Annotated in this window: 15 protein-coding genes; 11 read left to right on the top strand and 4 right to left on the bottom strand. The window is 72.8% G+C overall.

The genetic code is table 11. The features are described 5' to 3' along the window. Window positions 1–78: 78 nt before the first annotated feature. From J2X60_RS03705 to J2X60_RS03725, 5 genes are all read left to right on the top strand, one after another. Window positions 79–1,638, top strand: a complete 1,560-nt coding sequence (locus J2X60_RS03705; protein WP_309886548.1) for an AlkA N-terminal domain-containing protein — start codon at window positions 79–81, stop codon at window positions 1,636–1,638. Continuing rightward, window positions 1,635–2,147, top strand: coding sequence for a methylated-DNA--[protein]-cysteine S-methyltransferase (locus J2X60_RS03710; protein WP_070417632.1), 513 nt, complete (start codon window positions 1,635–1,637; stop codon window positions 2,145–2,147). Before J2X60_RS03705 ends, J2X60_RS03710 begins: the two co-directional genes overlap by 4 nt. A 159-nt stretch (window positions 2,148–2,306) precedes the next feature. Then, window positions 2,307–3,125: an alpha/beta fold hydrolase gene (locus J2X60_RS03715; protein WP_229085572.1), complete on the top strand. Its 819-nt coding sequence runs from the start codon at window positions 2,307–2,309 to the stop codon at window positions 3,123–3,125. Window positions 3,126–3,142: 17 nt separating this feature from the next. Beyond that, window positions 3,143–4,024, top strand: coding sequence for a hypothetical protein (locus J2X60_RS03720; RefSeq protein ID WP_070417634.1), 882 nt, complete (start codon window positions 3,143–3,145; stop codon window positions 4,022–4,024). Between the two features lie 145 nt (window positions 4,025–4,169). After that, window positions 4,170–5,645: an amino acid permease gene (locus tag J2X60_RS03725; protein WP_070417635.1), complete on the top strand. Its 1,476-nt coding sequence runs from the start codon at window positions 4,170–4,172 to the stop codon at window positions 5,643–5,645. 138 nt (window positions 5,646–5,783) lie between these two features. Here J2X60_RS03725 and J2X60_RS03730 read toward each other — a convergent pair whose 3' ends face one another. Beyond that, window positions 5,784–6,518 (bottom strand): LysE family transporter, encoded by a 735-nt coding sequence (locus J2X60_RS03730; protein WP_309886549.1) that lies wholly within the window; start codon window positions 6,516–6,518, stop codon window positions 5,784–5,786. Between the two features lie 69 nt (window positions 6,519–6,587). Here J2X60_RS03730 and J2X60_RS03735 point away from each other — a divergent pair, with 69 nt between their 5' ends. Continuing rightward, entirely contained in the window at window positions 6,588–7,511 is a 924-nt protein-coding gene (locus J2X60_RS03735) for a LysR family transcriptional regulator ArgP (RefSeq protein ID WP_309886550.1), read from the top strand. Here the strand turns inward: J2X60_RS03735 and J2X60_RS03740 are convergent. Beyond that, window positions 7,493–8,038: a helix-turn-helix domain-containing protein gene (locus tag J2X60_RS03740; RefSeq protein ID WP_309886551.1), complete on the bottom strand. Its 546-nt coding sequence runs from the start codon at window positions 8,036–8,038 to the stop codon at window positions 7,493–7,495. The two genes, J2X60_RS03735 and J2X60_RS03740, sit on opposite strands and share 19 nt — an antisense overlap. 116 nt (window positions 8,039–8,154) lie before the next feature. Here J2X60_RS03740 and J2X60_RS03745 point away from each other — a divergent pair, with 116 nt between their 5' ends. The 4 genes from J2X60_RS03745 to J2X60_RS03760 all read left to right on the top strand — a co-directional run bounded on the left by J2X60_RS03745 (window position 8,155) and on the right by J2X60_RS03760 (window position 14,153). Beyond that, on the top strand, window positions 8,155–9,189 hold the full coding sequence (locus J2X60_RS03745; protein WP_070417638.1) for an aldo/keto reductase: 1,035 nt from the start codon (window positions 8,155–8,157) through the stop codon (window positions 9,187–9,189). A 344-nt stretch (window positions 9,190–9,533) separates the two neighbouring features. Next, on the top strand, window positions 9,534–11,294 hold the full coding sequence (locus tag J2X60_RS03750) for a glycosyltransferase (RefSeq protein ID WP_071295185.1): 1,761 nt from the start codon (window positions 9,534–9,536) through the stop codon (window positions 11,292–11,294). Beyond that, complete coding sequence (locus tag J2X60_RS03755; RefSeq protein ID WP_309886552.1) at window positions 11,291–12,031, top strand: HlyD family efflux transporter periplasmic adaptor subunit; 741 nt, start codon at window positions 11,291–11,293, stop codon at window positions 12,029–12,031. Before J2X60_RS03750 ends, J2X60_RS03755 begins: the two co-directional genes overlap by 4 nt. Window positions 12,032–12,035: 4 nt before the next feature. Then, a complete protein-coding gene (locus J2X60_RS03760; protein ID WP_309886553.1) occupies window positions 12,036–14,153 on the top strand; it encodes a glycosyl hydrolase in 2,118 nt (705 codons plus the stop codon). Between the two features lie 18 nt (window positions 14,154–14,171). Here the strand turns inward: J2X60_RS03760 and J2X60_RS03765 are convergent, their stop codons facing one another. Further along, window positions 14,172–14,951, bottom strand: a complete 780-nt coding sequence (locus tag J2X60_RS03765) for a DNA-formamidopyrimidine glycosylase family protein (RefSeq protein WP_070417642.1) — start codon at window positions 14,949–14,951, stop codon at window positions 14,172–14,174. 20 nt (window positions 14,952–14,971) lie between these two features. Beyond that, window positions 14,972–19,756 (bottom strand): DEAD/DEAH box helicase, encoded by a 4,785-nt coding sequence (locus tag J2X60_RS03770; protein ID WP_309886554.1) that lies wholly within the window; start codon window positions 19,754–19,756, stop codon window positions 14,972–14,974. A 170-nt stretch (window positions 19,757–19,926) separates the two neighbouring features. Here J2X60_RS03770 and J2X60_RS03775 point away from each other — a divergent pair, with 170 nt between their 5' ends. Beyond that, entirely contained in the window at window positions 19,927–20,565 is a 639-nt protein-coding gene (locus tag J2X60_RS03775; protein ID WP_070417644.1) for a PadR family transcriptional regulator, read from the top strand. Window positions 20,566–20,663 lie beyond the last annotated feature (98 nt).

Here is a 20,663-nt window from a genome sequence, read left to right on the forward strand (position 1 = left end):
GTTCCCGCACCGACGGACGTCCGCTGCCCTGTCTGATTTCCGCCAGTCGATGTCGGTGCGCCGTGTCAGGCTGTGGGCATGTCCACCGCACCAGACACACTGCACGCCGAGCGCTACCGGGTCGTCGCCTCCCGCGATGCCCGGTTCGACGGGCAGTTCGTCACCGCCGTGCACTCCACCGGCATCTACTGCCGCCCGTCGTGCCCGGCCCGGACGCCCCGGGAGTCCGGCGTCACCTTCTACCGCACCAGCGCCGCCGCGCACCTCGCCGGCTTCCGCGCCTGCAAGCGCTGCCTGCCCGAGGCCACACCGGGCAGCCCCGAGTGGGACCTCCGCGAGGACGTCGCCGGACGCGCCATGCGCCTCGTCCTCGACGGCGTCGTCGAACGCGACGGCGTGCCCGGCCTCGCCGCCCGCGTCGGGTACTCCGAGCGGCAGCTCAACCGCATCATGACCGCCGAGCTCGGCGCCGGACCCAAGGCGCTCAGCCGGGCGCACCGCGCACAGACCGCGCGGACGCTGCTCACCTCGTCCGACCTGCCCGTCGCGGACGTCGCGTTCGCCGCCGGGTTCGCGAGCGTCCGCCAGTTCAACGAGACCGTGCGCGAGGTCTTCGCGGTCACGCCGACCGAGCTCCGCGCACGCCGCACGCTCCGACCGGTCGCGGACGGGGCGCTGCACGTGCACCTGCCGGCGCGGGCGCCCTTCGACGCGCAGGGGCTCCTCGACTGGCACGCGCTGCACGCCCTGGCGGGCACTGAGCAGGTGGAGGTCGACGACACGGGGCGGGTCACGTCGTACGGACGGGTGCTCGACCTGCCAGGAGGCGCGGCCTGGTTCAGCGCGTCGGCCGCCGTCCCCGGGGCGGCCGGTCGGGGGACCGGGATCGAGCTGCGGGTGCGGGTCACGGACCTCTCCGACCTCCCGACACTCGTGGCGCGGGTGCGCTCGTACTTCGACCTCGACGCCGATCCGGAAGCCGTCGACGCCGTGCTCGGCGCGGTGCCCGAGCTGGCCGACGCCGTCGCCCGGGTCCCCGGCATCCGGCTGCCCGGCGCCGTGGACCCGCACGAGATCGTCTTCCGGACCCTCATCGGCCAGCAGGTGTCCGTCGCCGCGGCCCGGACGGCGCAGACGCGGTTGGTCGCGGCGCTCGGTGCGCCCGTGCCGTCCGCGATCGCGCCGGACGGCCTGCTGTTCCCGTCCGCCGCCGTCATCGCGGCCCGCGGGCACGAGGTGCTCCGTGGCCCGGCTGCCCGCGTCGACACGATCCTCCGGGTGGCCGCCGCGCTCGCCGACGGGTCGCTCGTGGTCGACGGCGGGCAGTCGCTCGACGAGCTGCGCGCCGGACTCCTCGCGGTGAAGGGCATCGGGCCCTGGACCGCCGACTACGTCGCGCTCCGCGTCCGCCACCACCCGGACGTCTTCCTCCACAGCGACCTCGCGGTGCGCAACGGTGCACAGGAACTCGGTCTGCCCGGTTCGGCGCGCGAGCTCTCCCTATGGTCGGAGCAGGTGGCGCCGTGGCGGAGCTACCTCACGATGCACTGCTGGCGACCGATCATCGACCGCGCGACGGCGACGACCGGTGCGACCCACACGACCGCGGCTCCGGCCGCCCGGAAGGACGAACGATGACCGATGCGACGATCCAGACGCTGGACACCCCCGACGGCCCCTTCACCGTGCTCGAGGACACCGAGGGTCGTGTCCTCGCCTCGGGCTGGACGGACGACGCGGAGCGCATCCTCGCGCGCCTCGCCGACCGGCACCGACCGGAACGCGTGGTCGACGGCCGGGTGGCCTCGGCGGACGCCGTCGACGCGTTCTACGCGGGCGAGGTCGAGCACGCGATGCAGGTGCCGGTGCGCCAGTTCGGCACCGAGCTCTTCGCCGAGGGCTGGCGGCAGCTCCGACTGATCCCCGCCGGCGGGACGTTGACCTACACCGGGTTCGCCGCCGCGATGGGGCGACCCGACGCCGTCCGGGCCGCGGCGAGCGTGTGTGCGCGGAACGCCCCGGCGCTGTTCGTGCCGTGCCACCGCGTGCTGCGGACCGACGGCACGCTCGGCGGCTTCGCGTGGGGGCTCGACGTGAAGCGGTCCCTGCTCGAGCGGGAGTCGGTGGGCACGACGGCACTCGTCTGAGTCGAGAGCGGCCGGACCGGCGTTCTCCCCCTGGTTGCGGGTGTCGACGCGGGGCCACGGGGCTGTCATGCTCGACACAACCGACCCGCCAAGGACCAGACCCGAAGGACCCCACGCGCGCCAGCGGCGCACCGCGGTCGACCCACCTTCGAGGACCCCATGGACCAGCACGTCGACCGCACGGTCGTCTCCGCGGACGGCACGGTGCTCGCCGTGTCCGACGCCGGGACCGGCCCCGCGCTCGTCGTCGTCGGCGGGGCGTTCGACCACCACGGCACCCCGTTCGTCACCGGCCTGACCGCGGCCCTGCAGGACCGCTACCGGGTCATCACCTACGACCGACGCGGCCGCGGCGCGAGCGGCGACACCGACCCGTGGGCGATCGAGCGCGAGGTCGAGGACCTCGCGGCCGTCGTCGCCGACGTCGAGGGTCCCGTCACGGCGGTCGGCCTCTGCGTGGGCGCGGGCGTGGTGCTGCACGGCCTCGCGGGCGGGGTCCGACTCGACGCCGCCGTGCTCTGGGAGCCGCCCTACCGCGCCACCGTTGATCCGCACGCCGACGACGTCGTCTTCGCGGACGTCCTCGACGAGCACGTCGCGGTCGGGCGTCGCGCCCAGGCCGTCCGGGCGTTCCTCGCGCACGTCCTCGGCGTCCCCATGGGCCAGATCACCGCACTCCGGTTGAAGGGTGCGCTGTGGCGGTCCCTCGTCGTCGACGCGCACGTGCTGAGCCGTGACGTCCGGGTCCTCAACGGTCTCGCGATCCCCGAGCGGGTGGCCGCAGCCGTGGGCGTGCCCGTCCTCGTCGCGGCCGGTGGTGACGGCCTCGAGTGGATGCGGCAGGCGGCCCGGGCGGTCGTCGAGGCCGTCCCGGGGTCGGAGTACGCCGAGGTGCCGGGCCAGGGACACGTGCCCGCGCCCGAGGCCCTCGGCCAGCTGCTCGACCGCTTCACCGCGCGGACGGCCGCACGGCGCTGACCACCGGGGCTGCAAGGATGGTCGTCGTGAACGCACCTCGCCTCGGACTCCTGCTCGACGTCGACGGGCCCATCGCCAGCCCCGTCTCGCGCACCATCGCGATCCCGAGCATCATCGAGGACCTCGTCGCGCTCGCGGCCGAGGGCATCCCCGTCGTGTTCAACACGGGGCGGAGCGACGCCTTCATCCGGCAGGAGGTCGTCGGACCCCTGCTCGCCGGCGGTCTCGCCGCGGGCGGCCGCGTGCACGCCGTGTGCGAGAAGGGCGCCGTCTGGTGCTCGATCGGCCCGCAGTACGAGGGCGGCATGGGCGAGCTGACCGTCGCCGAGGACCTGGCGCTGCCGCGGGACTACGCCGACGAGATGCGCGAGCTCGTCCGCGACGAGTACGCCGACCTGGTCTTCTTCGACGAGACGAAGCGCGCGATGGTCTCGATCGAGCAGCGCGTCGAGGTGCCGAACGCCACGTACCTCGCCCGCCAGCCGGAGTTCGACGCGAAGGCCATGGCCGCACTCCAGCGCCGCGGACTCGGGGTCCGCCGGCTCGACGACGTCCGCCCCGACGCCGACGGTGCCGTGCAGTGGCGGATCGACCCGACGATCATCTCGACCGACGTCGAGTCCGACCGCAGCGGCAAGGACATGGGCGCCGAGCGGTCGCTCGAGCTCCTCGCGCAGGACGGCGAGCTGCCCCTGGCGTGGCGGACGATGGGCGACTCCCGGAGCGACTACGCGATGGCGGACTGGCTGCACGCGAACGGCCACGAGGTGGCGCACGTCGACGTCCGCCCGTCCGACGGGGTCCCGGCGACGCCCTACCCGGTGCTCACGGCACCCGACGGCGTGATCCACGACGACGCCGGAGCGCGGTTCCTGTCGGACTGGCGCCGGTCCGTCTGAGCCGAGCCGCGCCTCCCGGGGCCCCGGACCACGCGCTGTCGCAGGCCGCGCTGCCGGGCCACACCCGTCCGCGGTGTTTGCGTGTCGGGGTGGTACACCAGTAATGTCGCGGGGTCCGCCGCCAGCCGATGACGGGATCCACCCCATGGCACAGAAGCTCCGCATCAAGTCGATCGAGGCCTCACTGGCCGACTCCGAGGAGCAGGGCCGGTCCCTGAAACGCTCCCTGAAGACGTTCGACATCGCCGCGATGGGGATCGCGGTCGCCGTCGGCGCCGGCATCTTCTCGGTCGGTGCGAACGCCGCCGCGAACTTCGCCGGACCAGGCGTCATCATCTCGTTCCTGCTCGCCGCCGTCACCTGCGGCCTCGCGATCATGTGCTACGCCGAGTTCGCCTCGACGATCCCCGTCGCCGGCTCCGCGTACACGTTCACCTACGCCACGATGGGCGAGCTGCTCGCCTGGATCGTCGGGTGGGACCTCATCCTCGAGACCCTCACCGCCAGCGCCGTCATCGCGAAGTACTGGGGCATCTACCTCAGCACCGCGTTCGAGGTGTTCGGCGTCGACCTGCCGAGCACGATCCAGCTCGGGCCGATCCCGTTCACCTGGGGCCCGGTCCTGATCGTCGGCATCTTCACGGTGCTGCTCGCGTTCGGCACCCGCCTGTCGTCGCGGGTCTCGGCCGTCATCACGGTCATCAAGGTCGCCATCGTCGTGTTCGTCATCGTCGCCGGTGCGTTCTTCGTCAAGGCCGCGAACTTCACCCCCTTCATCCCGCCGGCGTCGCCCGCCCGCGGTTCGGAGGGGAGCGTCTGGACCCAGTCGCTCGTGTCCTGGTTCACGGGCTCGGAGCCCGCCCAGTACGGCGTCTTCGGCCTGCTCGCCGCGGCCTCCCTCGTGTTCTTCGCGTTCATCGGCTTCGACGTCGTCGCGACCAGCGCCGAGGAGACCGAGAACCCGCAGAAGACCCTGCCGCGCGGCATCTTCATCGGCCTCGGCATCGTGACGCTGCTCTACGTCGGCGTCAGCGTCGTCATCACGGGCATGGTGTCGTACCAGCGCCTGGCCGAGGAGAAGACGCCGTCGCTGGCGTCGGCCTTCGACATCGTCGGGCTGCCGTGGGCCGCCGGCATCATCGCGATCGGCTCCCTGATCGGTCTGACGACGGTCGTCATGGTGCTGCTGCTCGGCCTGTCCCGCATCGTCTTCGCGATGAGCCGTGACGGCCTGCTGCCGCGCTGGTTCTCGAAGACGAACGAGAAGACGCAGACGCCGGTGCGCGTCCAGGTCGTCGCGGGTGTCGTCGTCGCGCTGCTCGCCGGCTTCACCGCGGTCGACAAGCTCGAGGGCATGATCAACATCGGCACCCTGTCCGCGTTCGTGCTCGTGTCGATCGGGATCATCGTGCTCCGTCGTTCGCGGCCCGACGCGCCGCGTGCCTTCCGGGTGCCGTGGTCGCCGGTGCTGCCGATCGTCTCGGCGGTGCTGTGCTTCTGGTTGATGTTGAACCTCGAGGTCGAGACGTGGCTCCGGTTCGTCATCTGGCTCGTGGTCGGGTTCGCGATCTACTTCGGGTACAGCCGTCGCAACAGCCGGGTGGGCAAGGGGCTGCAGTAGCGCGGGCGGGCGCGCTGGCTCTGGCGCGGCGGGCGGGTCGAACCGCGTTTCCGACACCGAACCACGCGCGGGGGCTGGTTCGGTGTCGGAAACGTGTTTCCACGCGGTCGTGGGCGCGGCCAGTCGCCGCGCGCCGCGTCAGGCGCCCAGTGCGAGCGCCGCGCCGAACCCGAGCATGACGAGCGCGACGAGCCCGTCGAAGACGCGCCACGTCAGCGGCTTCGCGAACAACGGTCGCAGCAGCCGTCCGCCGAACCCGAGCGCGCCGAACCACAGGCAACTCGCGAGGACCGCCCCCACCGTCCACCACCACCGCTCCGCCGGCCCCTGCTGGTTCGCGACGGACCCGAGGAACACGAGGGTGTCCAAGTAGACGTGCGGGTTGGCCCACGTGAACAGGAGCATCGTCACGACGGCGGTGCGCAGGGCGACGGCGCGGTCGGTTCGTCGGGGTCCAGGAGGCGCGGTTCGCGTCCGCCCCGCACCCACCGTCGCCGAGGTGGCCGGTCCCACCGCCGCGGTCGCCACCGGCACGCCGTCGTCCGTCGCCGCCGACTCCACCCGCATCGCCGCGCCGGACGGCCACAGCGCCCGACGAGCCGCGAGCACCCCGTAGGTCACCAGGAACGCCGCACCGACGAAGCGGATCACCACGAGCGCCACCGGGAACCGCTCCACCACGACCCCGACGCCGAGCACCCCCGCGAGGATCAGCACGGCGTCCGAGAGTGCGCAGACCACCACCGCCGCCGCGACGACCCGTACCGACGAGGTCACTGCGAGCCGGAGCAGGTACGTGTTCTGCACACCGATCGCCACGATGAGCGCGAGCCCGGTACCGAGGCCGGCGAGCAGGGGGAGGAGTGTGGTCACGGTCCGACCGTACGGCGACGGCCACGTTCAGGACAGCTCACGTTCCTGATGCTGCGTAAGCTCAGCTGCATGCCACGACTGCAGCGCGAACACCTCGAGACCCTGCTCGCCGCGGTCGACCACGGGACGCTCGACGCCGCGGCCAGAGCGCTGTCGATCACGCCCTCGGCGGTGTCGCAGCGGATCAAGTCGATGGAGCAGCAGGTGGGCCGGGTGCTCCTGCAGCGGACGACGCCGGTCCGCCCGACCCCCGACGGCGAGGTCGTCCTCCGCCACGCACGGCAGGCCCGGTTGCTCGACGAGGAGACCACCCGGGCGCTCGGCGGCGGCGACTCGGTCGTCCCGTCGATCCCGCTCGCGGTGAACGCCGACTCGCTGGGCACCTGGTTCCTCGACGCGCTCGCCCTCGTGCGCGCCGACACCGAGGTCGTGTTCGACCTCCACCGCGAGGACCAGGACCGCACCGCCGAACTCCTCCGCGCGGGCACCGTGATGGCGGCGGTCACGGCCGAGGCCGAGCCGGTGCAGGGGTGCTCCTCGGTGCCGCTGGGGATCGACCGGTACCGGGCAGTCGCCTCCCCGTCGTTCGTCGCCCGGTACCTGCCGGGTGTCGACAGCGAGCAGCGGATGACACGGCTCCTCGACCGGGTGCCCCTCGTGGACTACGACCGCGACGACGACCTGCAGCAGGGGTACCTGCGGCGGGTGCTCGGCCACGCGCCGTCCGGGCCGCGGCACTTCGTCCCGACCTCGGCGGACTTCGCCCGTGCGGTGTCGCTCGGCTTCGGCTGGGGGATGCTGCCGGAGGCCCAGTGCCTCGATGCCCTCGACCGGGGCGACCTCGTCGAGCTCACTCCCGGGCGTCGGGCGGACGTGTCGCTCTGGTGGCAGCGCTGGAACCTGGCCTCACCGCTGCTCGAGCGCGTGACCGAGGCCGTCCAGGCGACCGCGGCCGAGCGGCTCCACCCCGCCGGTCAGGCCGTCGCGCGGTAGCGGAGCCCGTCCACGAGCAGCCCGACGAGCAGCTGGCTCTGCTCGATCGTCGGAGCCCCGTGGCACAGGTCGGCCACCGCGTGCAGGAGCTGCTGCGCGTCGACGTCGGGGCGGATCGTCCCCGCGGCCGCCGCGGCCTCGAGGAGCCCACCGAGGGCGCCACCGAGCCGCGCGAGGAAGTAGTCCGGCAGCGCCTCGAACGCCGGGTCGCCCGAGTGCAGGGCGGCGGCGAGCCCGCGCTTCGTCGCGACGAACTCGGTGAACCGCTGCAGCCACAGGGCGAGCGCCTCGTCGGGAGCGTGCGCGGCGGCGAGCTCGTCCGCGGCGGACGCCGTCGACTCGACCGCCCGCTGGAACACCGCGACGACGAGGTCCGAGCGCTGCGGGAACCGTCGGTACAGCGTGCCGACGCCGACCCCGGCCCGGTCCGCGATCAGCTTCGCGGGGGCGTCCACCCCGTCGGTCGCGAAGACGGCCTTGGCGGCGTCGGTCAGGGCGTCGGCATTGCGTCGGGCGTCGGCGCGCACGGAGTCCTCCTCTTGCGTAAACGGAAAGCCGTTCCGTATAGTTCCGGAAGAGCGTTCCACTTCGGGCCACGATACGGCACCGACACCCGGAACGCCATCGACAGGAGGAACCGCACATGCAGTACCGCACCCTCGGCCGCACCGGCATCCAGGTCAGCCCCTTCGCCCTCGGCGCCATGATGCTCGGCACCGACGGCAGCATCGGCAACGGCGACGAGCAGGACTCGATCCGCATCGTCCACCGCGCACTCGACGCGGGCATCAACTTCATCGACACCGCCGACCGCTACTCGCAGGGCGGCTCCGAGGAACTGCTCGGCAAGGCGCTCGCCGGCCGCCGGGACGACGTCGTCATCGCCACCAAGTTCAACGGCCCGATGGGCGACGACCCGAACCGGCGCGGCAACTCCCGGCGGTGGATCACGCAGGCCGTCGAGGGGTCGCTGCGGCGCCTGCGCACCGACCACATCGACCTGTACCAGGCGCACCGACCCGACGACACGGTCGACCTCGAGGAGACCCTGTCCGCCCTGACCGACCTGATCCGCAGCGGCAAGGTCCGGGCGATCGGCAGCTCGGACTTCCCCGCGTCGATGCAGGTCGAGGCGCAGTGGACGTCGGAGCGCCGCGGGCTCGAGCGCTTCCGGACGGAGCAGCCCACGTACTCGATCCTCAACCGCGGCATCGAGCGCGAGGTCCTCCCGGTCGTCCAGCGGTACGGCATGGGGTCCCTCGTGTGGAGCCCCCTCGCCGGGGGCATGCTGACCGGCCGCTTCCGGAAGGGGCAGGACACCGACCTCGCCCGCGCGACCATGTTCCGGCACAACCGCGACGAGCGACGGATCGACGCCGTGGAACAGGTGGTCGCACTGTCCGAGGAGACCGGCATCCGGATGACCCACCTCGCGATGGCCTTCGCGATCGCGCACCCCGGCGTCACGAGCGCCCTGATCGGCCCGCGTTCCGTGGAACAACTCGACGACCTGCTCGCCGGCGCCGACGTGGTGCTCTCCGACGAGGTCCTCGACCGCATCGACGCGATCGTCCCGCCGGGCACCGACGTCGGACGGCTCGACCAGCAGTACCAGCCGCCGGCCGTGCTCGACGCCACCCTGCGCCGACGCCCCGCCGCGGGACGCTCCGCGGCCTGACGTCGCGTCGGGGGCGGCCGCTTGCGGGAAACCGCACGATCGCCGCCCCCGAGACTTGTTCACACGTTCGTCACGAACCAGCACCACCGTCGGACCTACGCTCGCAACACCGACGGCGACGGGCCGTCGACAGCACGACCGCACCACGACACGAAACAGCGAACACCGCGACCGCACCCACGGTCGCGAGCACCGCCGGCGCAGGATCCCTAGTCCCTCGCCGGCCGGACCTCCCGAGGGTCCGGATCCATGTCGCCGCAGCCGCCGACGCCCGTCTCACGATGCGTCGGCGCCTGCGCTCGACCACGCGTGAGTCCTCTCCGAACCCGACAGGAGACCACGCCATGTCCGCACCACCCGACGTTCGTCGTACCCCGACGCCACTCCGAGCACCAGAGGCGACCGACGAGCTGCAGTCCTTCGACTTCCAGCTCCCGGCCCCGCTCACGCCGCGCGACCGCGAGCGCGCCCGACGCCGCCGGCAGACCGAGCCGGTGCCCTACGTCCGACCGCGTGCCGAGAGCCGGGCGCACAGCCCCGTGATGGTCCTCATCGTGCTCGTCGCCACGCTCGGCGTGATGGCGTACGCGGTGTTCCTCCTCGACCCGGCGAACCGGGGCGACTTCCTGCCGTACGGACTCGTGATCGTCGCCGAGAGCGTGCTCGTGGGGCAGGCGCTCCTGTCCATGTGGACGATCCTCTCCGGCGGCTCCGACCCCCGGGACTTCGCGTTCCACCACACCCAGGACACCCTGTTCGACCGCGACACCATCGCCCGCAGCGGCGCCGCCGACCAGCCCCACCGCTGGCCGATGCACGTGCGCGGACGCCGGGTGGACGTCGACGTCTTCATCACCGTCTACGGCGAGGAGCTCACCAAGGTGGCCGCGACCGTGCAGGCCGCGGTGGCCATGCGCGGCGAGCACCGCACGTGGGTGCTCGACGACGGGCGGAGCGACGAGGTGCGGGCGCTCGCCGAGGAGCTCGGCGCCCGGTACGTCCGTCGGCTCTCGTCGCACGGCGCGAAGGCGGGCAACATCAACCACGCGCTGACGCTCGCCAAGGGCGACTACTTCGCGGTCTTCGACGCGGACTTCGTGCCGAAGCCGGACTTCCTGTTCGAGACCGTGCCGTTCTTCGCCGACGACGGGATCGCCTTCGTGCAGACCCCGCAGTCGTACGGCAACCTCCACAACCTCGTCTCGCGGGGTGCCGGGTACATGCAGACGGTGTTCTACCGGTTCATCCAGCCCGGCCGGAACCGGTTCAACGCGGCGTTCTGCGTCGGGACGAACGTCATCTTCCGCCGCGAGGCCATCGACGAGATCGGCGGCATGTACACCGACTCGAAGTCCGAGGACGTCTGGACGAGCCTGATGCTCCACGAGCGCGGCTGGAAGACCGTCTTCATCCCGATGACCCTCGCCGTCGGCGACGCCCCGGAGACCATCGAGGGCTTCACCAAGCAGCAGCTCCGGTGGGCCACGGGCGGCTTCGAGATCCTGCTCACCCACTTCCCGTTCCGCCCGAAGCACCGGCTGACGATGGACCAGCGACTGCAGTACCTCGTCACCGCGAGCTTCTACCTGACGGGCATCGTCCCCGGGCTCCTCCTGCTCGTGCCGCCGCTCGAGATCTACTTCGACCTGCGCCCGATGAACCTGACGATCGGGGCCGGCGAGTGGGTGCTGTTCTACCTCGGCTTCTACGGCGCGCAGGTGCTCCTCGCGTTCTACGCCCTCGGGTCGTTCCGGTACGAGACGCTCCTGCTCGCCGCGGTCTCGTTCCCGATCTACGCGAGCGCGCTCTGGAACGTCGTCTGCGGCAAGGAACAGGCGTGGCACGTCACCGGTGCCTCCCGTGGTCGGACGCCCTCCCCGTTCAACTTCATCGTCCCGCAGGTGCTCGTGTTCGTGTTCCTGGCGTTGACGAGCGTCGTGGCGGTCTGGCGTGACCTCGACAACGGGCAGCTGACGCTCGCGACGGCCTGGAACACCACGAACACCCTCGTGTTCCTCGCGTTCATCATCGCCGCGTTCCGCGAACAGGCTCGGAACCGTGTGACGGACCGGCTGACCGCGATGCTGGACGGGGTGACGGCATGACCTGGACGAACCGACTCCGGCTGTTCGCGGGACTCATCGTGGTGCTCGTCGTCGCGGCGGCGTGCACGCTCGTCTTCAACCAGCGGCAGAGCGCCGTGGCGAGCACCTCGGCGGCGATCGCCGCGCAGGAGTACGCCGTCGGCACCGACTACGGCGGGACCGTCACCGAGGAGTACGTCGAGGAGGGCGACACCGTCCGGAAGGGCGACCAGCTCCTGCAGGTGCAGAGCCTCCAGCTCGCGCAGGACATCCGGAAGGGCGTCGTGGGCGCGAACACGCAGACGAGCGCGTACGACATCGGCGCCGACGGCTTCATCACGTTCAAGGCCGAGGTCTCCGGCACCGTCGCCAAGGTCGACGTGAAGACCGGCGGATACGTGCAGGCCGGCTCCGAGCTCGGCACGATCCACAAGGAGGACAGCCTCTTCGTCACCTCGAGCTTCATCGTGACGGCCCGGGACTACGGGCGGATCCGGAACGGCGCCGCGGTCGACCTCGTGCTCCCGAACGACACGACGATCCGGGGCACCGTGATGAGCGTCAGCGTCGAGACCAACGACCAGGGGCAGGCGAAGACCACGGTCGACGTCGAGAGCCCCGAGCTCTCCGCGTCGCCGTCGAGCGGCATCACGAGCCCCGGGACGCCGGTGGACGCCACCCTGCACCTGCGGGACGACGGCCGGCTCGCGGGTGTCACGGACCTCGTCCGTGACTTCGCGCGGCAGATCGGACTGTAGCCCCATGCTCCGGCTGCCTCGGTCTGCCCGTCGCGACCAGGCGCCGGACGCGCGCCGTCGGGTCGGCGTGCGCCGTGCCTCCAGGCTGTCCACCAGCGTCACCGTCGTGACGGCCGTCGCGATGCTCGTGACCGCGTGCACCGGCCCTGGAGGCACGGATCACCCCGGCGAGACCACCTCGCCCACCACGGACGGTGCGGCACAGGCGCGCGCGGTCGCCGCTCTCGGCGACGTCGCGTCGTCGAAGGCGGGCGCGATGCGCCTCGCCGACGGCCTGCTGCCGCCGACGAACCGCTGGTTCTCGGGACTCGTCTTCGGCGCGGCACCGCAGCCGGTGTTCCCCAGCCCGATCTCGTGGCAGGTGACCGACGACGGCTTCGCGGCCGGGCTCCCCACCGTCACGGCCACCGAGAAGACCATCGCCGGCGGCGCGACGCAGCAGGTCGGACTCGACCTCGGTGCGACCTCGACCCGGGTGTCGGACTACGACTCGGTGTCCGTGACCGTCGAGCACCGTGACGGCTCCACCGTCCTCGGGCACACGGTGGTCGCCGAGGGCTCGCCGCTCGTGACGTACACCGCCGCGCGTGCCGGCACCGTCACCGCGACCTCGCCGATCGACGGCACCGGGGACGGTACCGGGACCGTCACCAGCGGCGGCCGGACCTGGCAGCTCGTCGTCCGCGACGGGACGATCGACGGCGACGCGATCGACCTGCGGTCCGGCGGCAGCGTCGTGCTCCTGCCGGTCCCGGACGGCGCGACCGCGGCACAGACGGCCCGGCTCGTCGTCGCCGCCCGTCCGCTCACGGGGGTCGCGCTCGACCGCAGCGCCTCGCGGGGAAAGCAGCGCACGACGCTGACGTACGACTTCGGCTCCGGCGACCGGGGCGTGCTCGTCCCGCAGCCGGGGCAGGGCACGACCGGCCTGGAGTGCACCGGCCTGCACTACGAGACCGTCCAGGGACCGGCCCCGGTCTGCACCGGCACCGCCCTGCGGTTCGCGGTCGACACGGTCCGGCCCTCGGACACCCTCGACCTGTCGGGGCTGTCGTCCGCGGAGCGAGCGGCGCTCGTCACCCAGGTCCGCGCCGACGCGTCCACGGTGGATGCCTCGTCGTACGCCGCGGACAGCTACGGCGGCGGGAAGGACCTGTACCGCGTCGCGAACCTGTACCGGCTCGCGACGCAGCTCGACCTCTCGTCGGTGGCGGACGCGCTGAAGACCTCGGTCGTCGACGAGCTCGACCAGTGGTTCGACCCCGCCGGGTGCGGGACCCGCACGGCGCGGTGCTTCGCCTACGACCCCACGCTGCACGGGCTCGTCGGGCAGGAGGCCTCGTTCGGCTCCGACGAGTTCAACGACCACCACTTCCACTACGGCTACGTGCTGTCCGCAGCCGCGGTCCTCGCCGCCGACGACCCGGCGCTCGTGAGCCGGTGGCGGACCGTGGCCGACCTCGTCGCGGCGGACATCGCGTCACCGGAGGCCACCGCCTCGTTCCCGGCGCTCCGCGTCTACGACCCGTACGTGCAGCACTCGTGGGCGTCCGGGTTCTCGCCGTTCGCCGACGGGAACAACCAGGAGTCGTCGTCCGAGGCCGTCTCGGCGTGGAACGGCGTCGCGCTGTGGGGAGCGGTGTCCGGCTCGTCGTGGGGGTCGTCGTCGGGGTCGTCGTCGCTCCGGTCCGTCGGGACCTGGCTGCTCTCGAACGAGGCGGCCTCGGCCGCGCGGGACGTGCTCGACCCGGACCTGTCCGCGTTCCCGGAGTTCCGGCACCGGGTGGTCTCGCTGACCTGGGGCGGCAAGCGCGACCACGCGACCTGGTTCAGCGCCGCGGCGGCCGCGCCCGCGGGGATCGAGCTCATCCCGATGCCGGCCGTGGCGGCCTCGTACGTCGATGCCGGCGGGGCGGCGCAGATCCGCCGGGTGCTGGCCGAGGCCGTGCCGGACGGGAGGTACGACGTGCAGTTCGGCGACTACCTGCTCATGTACCGGGCGCTGGCATCACGGGCCGATGCGGCCACGGCGCTGCGGGAGGCGCGGGCGTTGCCGGACGCGGTGGTCGACTCGGCGAACTCGCGGTCGTACATGCTGGCGTGGATCATGTCGCGCGCGTAGCGCCGGCGCCGCGCCTCGTCAGGTCTGGCAGCGCGGGCACCAGTAGGTGTCGCGCAGGGTCAGCTCCGACTCACCGAGCTCCCCGTACCGGATCGGCGTCCCGCAGCGCAGGCACGGCTTCCCCGCCCGGCCGTACACCCAGAAGCGCCGACCGGGCCGATCGACCCCGGTGGTCACACGGGCGCTGCGGTCACGGTTGGCGAGGATGAGCCGGCTCGCCAGGGCGATCATCCGCGCCGGGTCGTGCACCTCGCGCACCGGACGAGTCGGCAGGACACCGCGCAGGAAGCACAGTTCGTTGCGGTACACGTTCCCGAGGCCGGCGAGCACCCGCTGGTCGAGCAGTGCGAGGCCGACCGGACGATCAGGGTCCCGCGTCAGGTTCGCCAGCGCGAGGTCGGCGTCCCAGTCGGGACCGAGCAGGTCGGGGCCGAGGTACCCGACGATCTCGGACTCCTGGTCGCGGGGGACGACCTCGAGCACCCCGAGCGCGAAGCCGACCGTCGAGACCTCCGCAGCGTCGAGCACCACCCGTGCCTGGTGTGCCGGGCGACGCCAGCGGTCCCCGGGTGCGTAGACGTCCCACCGCCCCTCCATCTTGAGGTGCGAGTGCACGGTCAGGTCGCCGATCCGGTGGAGCAGGTGCTTGCCACGCGGGACGACCTCGTCCACCGTGCGGCCGACGAGGTCGAGCGTGGCGAACGCCGGCACCCGGAAGTCGCTGCGGGTGAGGACCTTCCCCGCCAGTGCGGCGTGGAGCCGACGGGCGGCGCGGAAGACGGTGTCGCCCTCAGGCACCGGGCGCCCCCGTCGTGCGCTCAGACACGGAGACGCAGCCCCTGCGGCGTGGCGGTGAACCCGGCTTCGCGCAGCGCCGAACCGAGCGGGGTCTCGAGGACGAAGTCGCCGTCCACCCGCTCGACCGAGAGCTTCCGCAGGCCGCTCCGCACGCTCGCGGCGATCGACGCCGCGGCCACGGCGAGGTCCGCCGGGTCGTCGGTGAAGGTCAGCACCGACTTGCCACCGCGTTCGACGTACACCGCGAGGTGCCCGTCGACCGTCGTGACGAGCGCACCCGCCTTGCGCCCGGGCCGGTGCCCGCGGCCCGTCGTCTTCGCGGGAGCGGAGTCGGCGGGCGCACCGGAACGACCAGCGGTACCGTCGGCGCTGCCCGGACCGTCGTCGTCGGGCCCGGCGGCGGTGTCGGACGGCCACGGCAGCGATGCCCCGTACGCGTTCGCCGGGTCGGTCGCCGCGAGGGTCAGGGCATCACGCGGCCGGTCCGGGTCGGCCCGTTCGTCGTCGTCGATGTCGCGCGCGTACGTGCGGAGCCGGTCGACGGTGGGCCCCGTCGCGAACTGCGCGGCGCCGAGACCCTCGACGAAGTAACCCCGGCGCGCCCGGCCGGACTCCTCGAAGCGGGAGAGCACCCGGTACACGCCGGCGAACCCGCCCCGGACGCCCTCGACCTGCACCGCGCCGCGGGTGACGACGCCGTACCGCTCGAGCAGCTGTTCGGCGGTCGCGGCGGCCCGGACGGTCGCGTCGGACTCGGCGAGGGGGAGCAAGGACCACCGGCCGCCGACGGACGGCGGACCGGACTGGGTCGGCATCGTCGGCCGACGACGCCCGCGGTACGCCCGTGCGCGGGGTGCGCTCGAGCTCTTCGCCTTCCCGCCGAGCATCGCCCGCAACGGCGCGAAGGTGTCGTTCGTGATCTGTCCGGCCCACACCAGGTCCCACAGTGCGGTCGACAGGGCGGTGTCGTCGGTGCTGCCCACGGCCTGACCGAGCTGCCGGAAGAAGTACGCGCCGCCGCCCGCGAGCGCACCGAGCACGTCCCGCTGGAGCTCGGTCGTCTCGTCGCCGGAGGGCTCCGCCAGGGTCGTGGCCGCGGTGTCGGCGAGGTGCAGGCGGATCCAGCCGTCGTTGCCCGGCAGGGTGCCGCCGCCGGACCAGAGGACCTCGCCCGTGGCGGTGAGCTCGTCGAGCATGCTCGGCGCGTAGTCGCCGACGCGTGCCGGCAGCACGAGGGTCTCCCATGCGCTCGCGGGCAGTGCCACCCCGGCGAGCTGGTCGACGACCTGGAGCACCCCGTCGACGCCGCGCAGCCCACCGCGGGTACCGGCGGTCCGGACGTGCTGCCACGCGGGCAGGAACCGCGCGAGGGCGTCCGGGGCGACGGGCTCGACCTCGTGCCGGAGCGCCGCGAGCGACTTCGTGCGGATGCGGCGGAGCACCTCGGCGTCGCACCACTCCGCACCCTGGCGATCGGGACGGAACTCGCCCTCGACCACGCGACGGTCGGCGACGAGGCGGCGCAGGGTGTCCTGCACGACGGCGATCCCGAGCCCCAGCCGTCCGGCGGCGTCCTGCGCGGAGAACGGCCCGTGCGACCGGGCGTACCGGCCGACCAGGTCGCCGAGCGGGTCGGCCACCGGTTCGACGAACGCCGTCGGCACGCCGATCGGCAGGGGCACCCCGAGGGCGTCGCGCAGGCGGGAGGCGTCCTCGATCACGGCCCAGCGGGTCGCGCCGGCGTGCGAGAACGCGAGCACGCGGCGGTCTCGCTCGAGCGCGGCGAGCACGGTCTGCACCTCGGTCGTGGCTGCGGCGCGGTCGTCCGCCTCCGCCAGCCAGCTCCGGTCCACGATCTCGTCGAGGTCGAGCGCGCCCACGAGCCGCAGGACGTCGACGATCCCCTCGGCGTCGCGCGCCCGGCGGTCCGGCGAGAGCCGCTGCAGGTCACGCTCGACCGAGGCGATGACCGCCGGGTCGAGCAGCTCGCGGAGTTCGGCACGACCGAGCAGCTCGCCGAGCAGCGTCGAGTCGAGGGACAGTGCGGCCGCCCGACGCTCGGCGAGCGGGGAGTCCCCCTCGTACATGAACGCGGCGACGTACCCGAAGAGCAGCGAGCGCGCGAACGGTGACGGCGTCTCCGTCTCGGTCTCGACCAACCGGATGCGCCGGCCCGCGATGTCGTCCGCGATCCCCAGCAGGGCGGGCACGTCGTACACGTCCTGGAGGACCTCGCGCACGGTCTCGAGCACGATCGGGAAGGACGGGTACTTCTGGGCGACCTCGAGCAGCTGCGAGGCCCGCTGCCGCTGCTGCCAGAGTGGGGACCGCTGCCCGGGGTTCCGGCGGGGCAGCAGGAGGGCCCGCGCGGCGCACTCACGGAAGCGCGCGGCGAACAGCGCCGACGCCCCGACCTCGTCCGTCACGAGCGCTTCGAGGTCGTCCCGCTCGAACACGAACAGGTCGGCGCCGGGAGGCTCGGCATCGGTCTCGGGGATGCGCACGACGATCCCGTCGTCGGCGGCCATGGCGTCGCCGTCGATCCCGTGGCGCTCACGGAGTCGTGCGGCGACGGCCAGGGCCCACGGCGCGTGCACCTGCATGCCGTACGGCGAGTGCAGGATGAGCCGCCAGTCGCCGAGCTCGTCACGGAAGCGCTCGATCACCAGGGTCGTGTCGTTCGGCACGTGTCCGGTCGCGGCGCGCTGGTCACGGAGGAAGGTGAGCAGGTTCGTCACGGCCCGCTCGTCGAGCCCGCCGGCGGCGACCCTGGCACGAGCGTCGTCGTCGGAAGCCCCCTCGACCTCGCGCACGAAGGCCCCGGTGGCACGGCCGAGTTCCGCCGGGCGACCGATGCCGTCGCCCTTCCAGAACGGCACGCGGCCCGGCTGCCCGAACGCGGGGCTGACGATCACCCGGTCGTGGGTGATCTCCTCGATGCGCCAGCTCGTCGCACCCAGCGCGAAGACGTCGCCGACGCGGGACTCGTAGACCATCTCCTCGTCGAGCTCGCCGACGCGCGAGGCCTTCTCACCGACCATGAACACGCCGAACATGCCGCGGTCGGGGATCGTCCCGCCGCTGGTGACCGCGAGCCGCTGGGCACCCGGACGCCCGGTCAGGGTGCCGTGCACACGGTCCCACACCAGGCGCGGGCGGAGCTCGGCGAACTCGTCGCTCGGGTAGCGCCCGGTCACGAGGTCGAGCGTGGCCTCGAACGCGGAGCGGGGCAGACCGCTGAACGGGGCGCTCCGCCGCACGAGCTCGAACCAGTGCTCGACGTCGACCGTGTCGATCGCCCCCGCTGCCACGGTGTGCTGCGCGAGGACGTCGAGCGGGTTCGCCGGCACCGAGATCGACTCGATCTGCCCGGCGACCATCCGCTCGACCGTCACGGCGCTGTTCACCAGGTCGGCGCGGTGCTTCGGGAACAGCACGCCGCGGGAGATCTCGCCGACCTGGTGCCCGGCGCGACCGACGCGCTGGAGGCCGCTGGCGACCGAGGGCGGTGCCTCGACCTGCACGACGAGGTCGACCTCGCCCATGTCGATGCCGAGCTCGAGCGAACTCGTCGCGACGACGCAGCGCAGTCGACCGGACTTCAGGTCGTCCTCGATGATGGCGCGTTGGTCCTTCGAGACGGAACCGTGGTGGGCGCGGGCGAGGACCGGCACCGCGGCGTCGGAGCCCCCGCCACCGGTCTGCCCGGACGCGCCGATCACCTGCGCCGGGGGCCGCTTCGTGCCCTGCGGTGCGACGGCGTGTGCCGAGGTCCGTGCCGGCGACTGCGGACGCCCGCGCGCGACCGGCAGGCCGTCGTCGGCGGGGGAGGCCCCGGCCGGCACCAGCGCCCCGTCACCGACCGAGCCCGCCGCCGCGAGCACGCGTTCTTCGTGGATCTCGTTGAGCCGTGCCGTCAACCGCTCGGCCAGGCGGCGGGAGTTCGCGAACACGATGGTCGACCGGTGTTCCTCGACCAGGTCGACCACGCGTTCCTCGACGTGGGGCCAGATCGACCCGTTCGTCGGTGACTCGGTCGCGTCCGCACCGACGGGCGGTGCACCGAGCTCGGCCATGTCGTCGACCGGCACGACGACCCGCAGGTCGAACGTCTTCTGCGCCGGCGGGGCGATGATCGACACCGGTGCGCGTCCGCCGAGGAACCGCGCCACCTCTTCCGGGGGGCGCACCGTGGCCGACAGCCCGATGCGCTGCACGGGCTTCTCGAGCAGGTCGTCGAGCCGTTCGAGCGAGACCGCCAGGTGGGCGCCGCGCTTGGTGGACGCGACGGCGTGCACCTCGTCCACGATGACGGTGTCGACGTTCACCAGGGTCTCGCGCGCCTGCGAGGTGAGCATGAGGTACAGCGACTCCGGCGTCGTGATGAGGATGTCCGGCGGCTGCCGCAGCAGCTTCTGCCGATCGGACGACGGGGTGTCACCGCTGCGGACCCCGACCGTGACGTCGGGTGGCTCGAGCCCGAGGCGCCGCGCGGTCTGGGTGATGCCGACGAGCGGGCTGCGCAGGTTCCGTTCGACGTCGACGCCGAGGGCCTTCAGCGGGGACACGTAGAGCACCCGGGTTCGCTGCTTCGCGGGCGGACGGTCGGTCGAGCTGATGAGTCGGTCGATCGACCACAGGAACGATGCCAGCGTCTTGCCGGACCCCGTCGGGGCGATCACGAGCGCGTGCTGCCCGGTGGAGACGGCGTCCCACGCACCGGCCTGCGCCGGGGTCGGTGCGGCGAAGGCGCCGCGGAACCACTCCGCGGTGGCGGGGGAGAAGCGCTCGAGGACGTCCGTCATGGTCCGTCCCATCCTGCCCGTCACCACCGACAGCGGCCCGTGCGGACGTACCCCTTGACAGAGCGATAGTTACCGATCTATCGTTAACACATCGCGATACGACGAAGATGATTCCGGTCAGACCGTTCGCGAGCCGACTCAGCACGACGGAAGGACGCATCATGCGACCCATGCACAACGACTTCGACACCACCCAGCACCCGCGCGGCCCCCGCTTCGGCGGCCCGCGGCAGCACCACGGCGCCGGCTTCCCCGGCCGCGACCGCGGTGACCACGACCACGGCGGACGCGGCGGCTTCGGCCCCGGCTTCGGCCGCGGCTTCGGACCCGGCTTCGGCGGTCCGGGGTTCGGCGGTCCCGGCTTCGGCCGCGAACGCCGTCGCCGCGGCGACGTCCGCCTCGCGATCCTCGGCCTGCTGGCCGAGGGCCCGCAGAACGGCTACGCCGTCATCAAGACCATCGCCGAACGCACCGGCGGCGCCTGGAAGCCGAGCCCCGGTTCGGTCTACCCGACGCTCCAGCAGCTCGTGGACGAGGACCTCGTCGTCTCCACGGGTGACGGCCGGAAGACGCTCTTCGAGCTCACCGACGCCGGCAAGGCCGAGGCGGAGGCGAAGGCGGACGAGATCGCCGCGGCCTTCGACGCGCCGGGTCTCCCGGACTCGTCCCGCGAGTTCATCGAGGCGCTCCGGAAGACCATGGGCGTCCTGCACATGTACCGCACCAGCGCGACGGAGGAGCAGGCGAAGGCGGCGACCGCCAAGATCGACCAGCTCCGCAAGGACCTCCTGCAGATCCTCGCCGACTGACGTCGGAACCCGTGACGGGAGGCGCGGTGCCAGCTGGCACCGCGCCTCCCGTCCGCATCGTGAGCAGCAATGGTCGAGTCCGCACGTCGGACCCGACC

This window comes from Curtobacterium sp. 320 (genome assembly GCF_031455235.1).
GTDB lineage: Bacteria > Actinomycetota > Actinomycetes > Actinomycetales > Microbacteriaceae > Curtobacterium.

Excerpts from the sequence above, each read along its gene's own strand:
- J2X60_RS03725 (WP_070417635.1), top strand. The coding sequence starts at position 4,170 with ATGGCACAGAAGCTCCGCATCAAGTCGATCGAGGCCTCACTGGCCGAC.
- J2X60_RS03745 (WP_070417638.1), top strand. The coding sequence starts at position 8,155 with ATGCAGTACCGCACCCTCGGCCGCACCGGCATCCAGGTCAGCCCCTTC.
- J2X60_RS03715 (WP_229085572.1), top strand. The coding sequence starts at position 2,307 with ATGGACCAGCACGTCGACCGCACGGTCGTCTCCGCGGACGGCACGGTG.
- J2X60_RS03735 (WP_309886550.1), top strand. The coding sequence starts at position 6,588 with ATGCCACGACTGCAGCGCGAACACCTCGAGACCCTGCTCGCCGCGGTC.
- J2X60_RS03755 (WP_309886552.1), top strand. The coding sequence starts at position 11,291 with ATGACCTGGACGAACCGACTCCGGCTGTTCGCGGGACTCATCGTGGTG.
- J2X60_RS03720 (WP_070417634.1), top strand. The coding sequence starts at position 3,143 with ATGGTCGTCGTGAACGCACCTCGCCTCGGACTCCTGCTCGACGTCGAC.
- J2X60_RS03750 (WP_071295185.1), top strand. The coding sequence starts at position 9,534 with ATGTCCGCACCACCCGACGTTCGTCGTACCCCGACGCCACTCCGAGCA.
- J2X60_RS03770 (WP_309886554.1), bottom strand. The coding sequence starts at position 19,756 with ATGACGGACGTCCTCGAGCGCTTCTCCCCCGCCACCGCGGAGTGGTTC.
- J2X60_RS03760 (WP_309886553.1), top strand. The coding sequence starts at position 12,036 with ATGCTCCGGCTGCCTCGGTCTGCCCGTCGCGACCAGGCGCCGGACGCG.
- J2X60_RS03705 (WP_309886548.1), top strand. The coding sequence starts at position 79 with ATGTCCACCGCACCAGACACACTGCACGCCGAGCGCTACCGGGTCGTC.
- J2X60_RS03775 (WP_070417644.1), top strand. The coding sequence starts at position 19,927 with ATGCACAACGACTTCGACACCACCCAGCACCCGCGCGGCCCCCGCTTC.
- J2X60_RS03710 (WP_070417632.1), top strand. The coding sequence starts at position 1,635 with ATGACCGATGCGACGATCCAGACGCTGGACACCCCCGACGGCCCCTTC.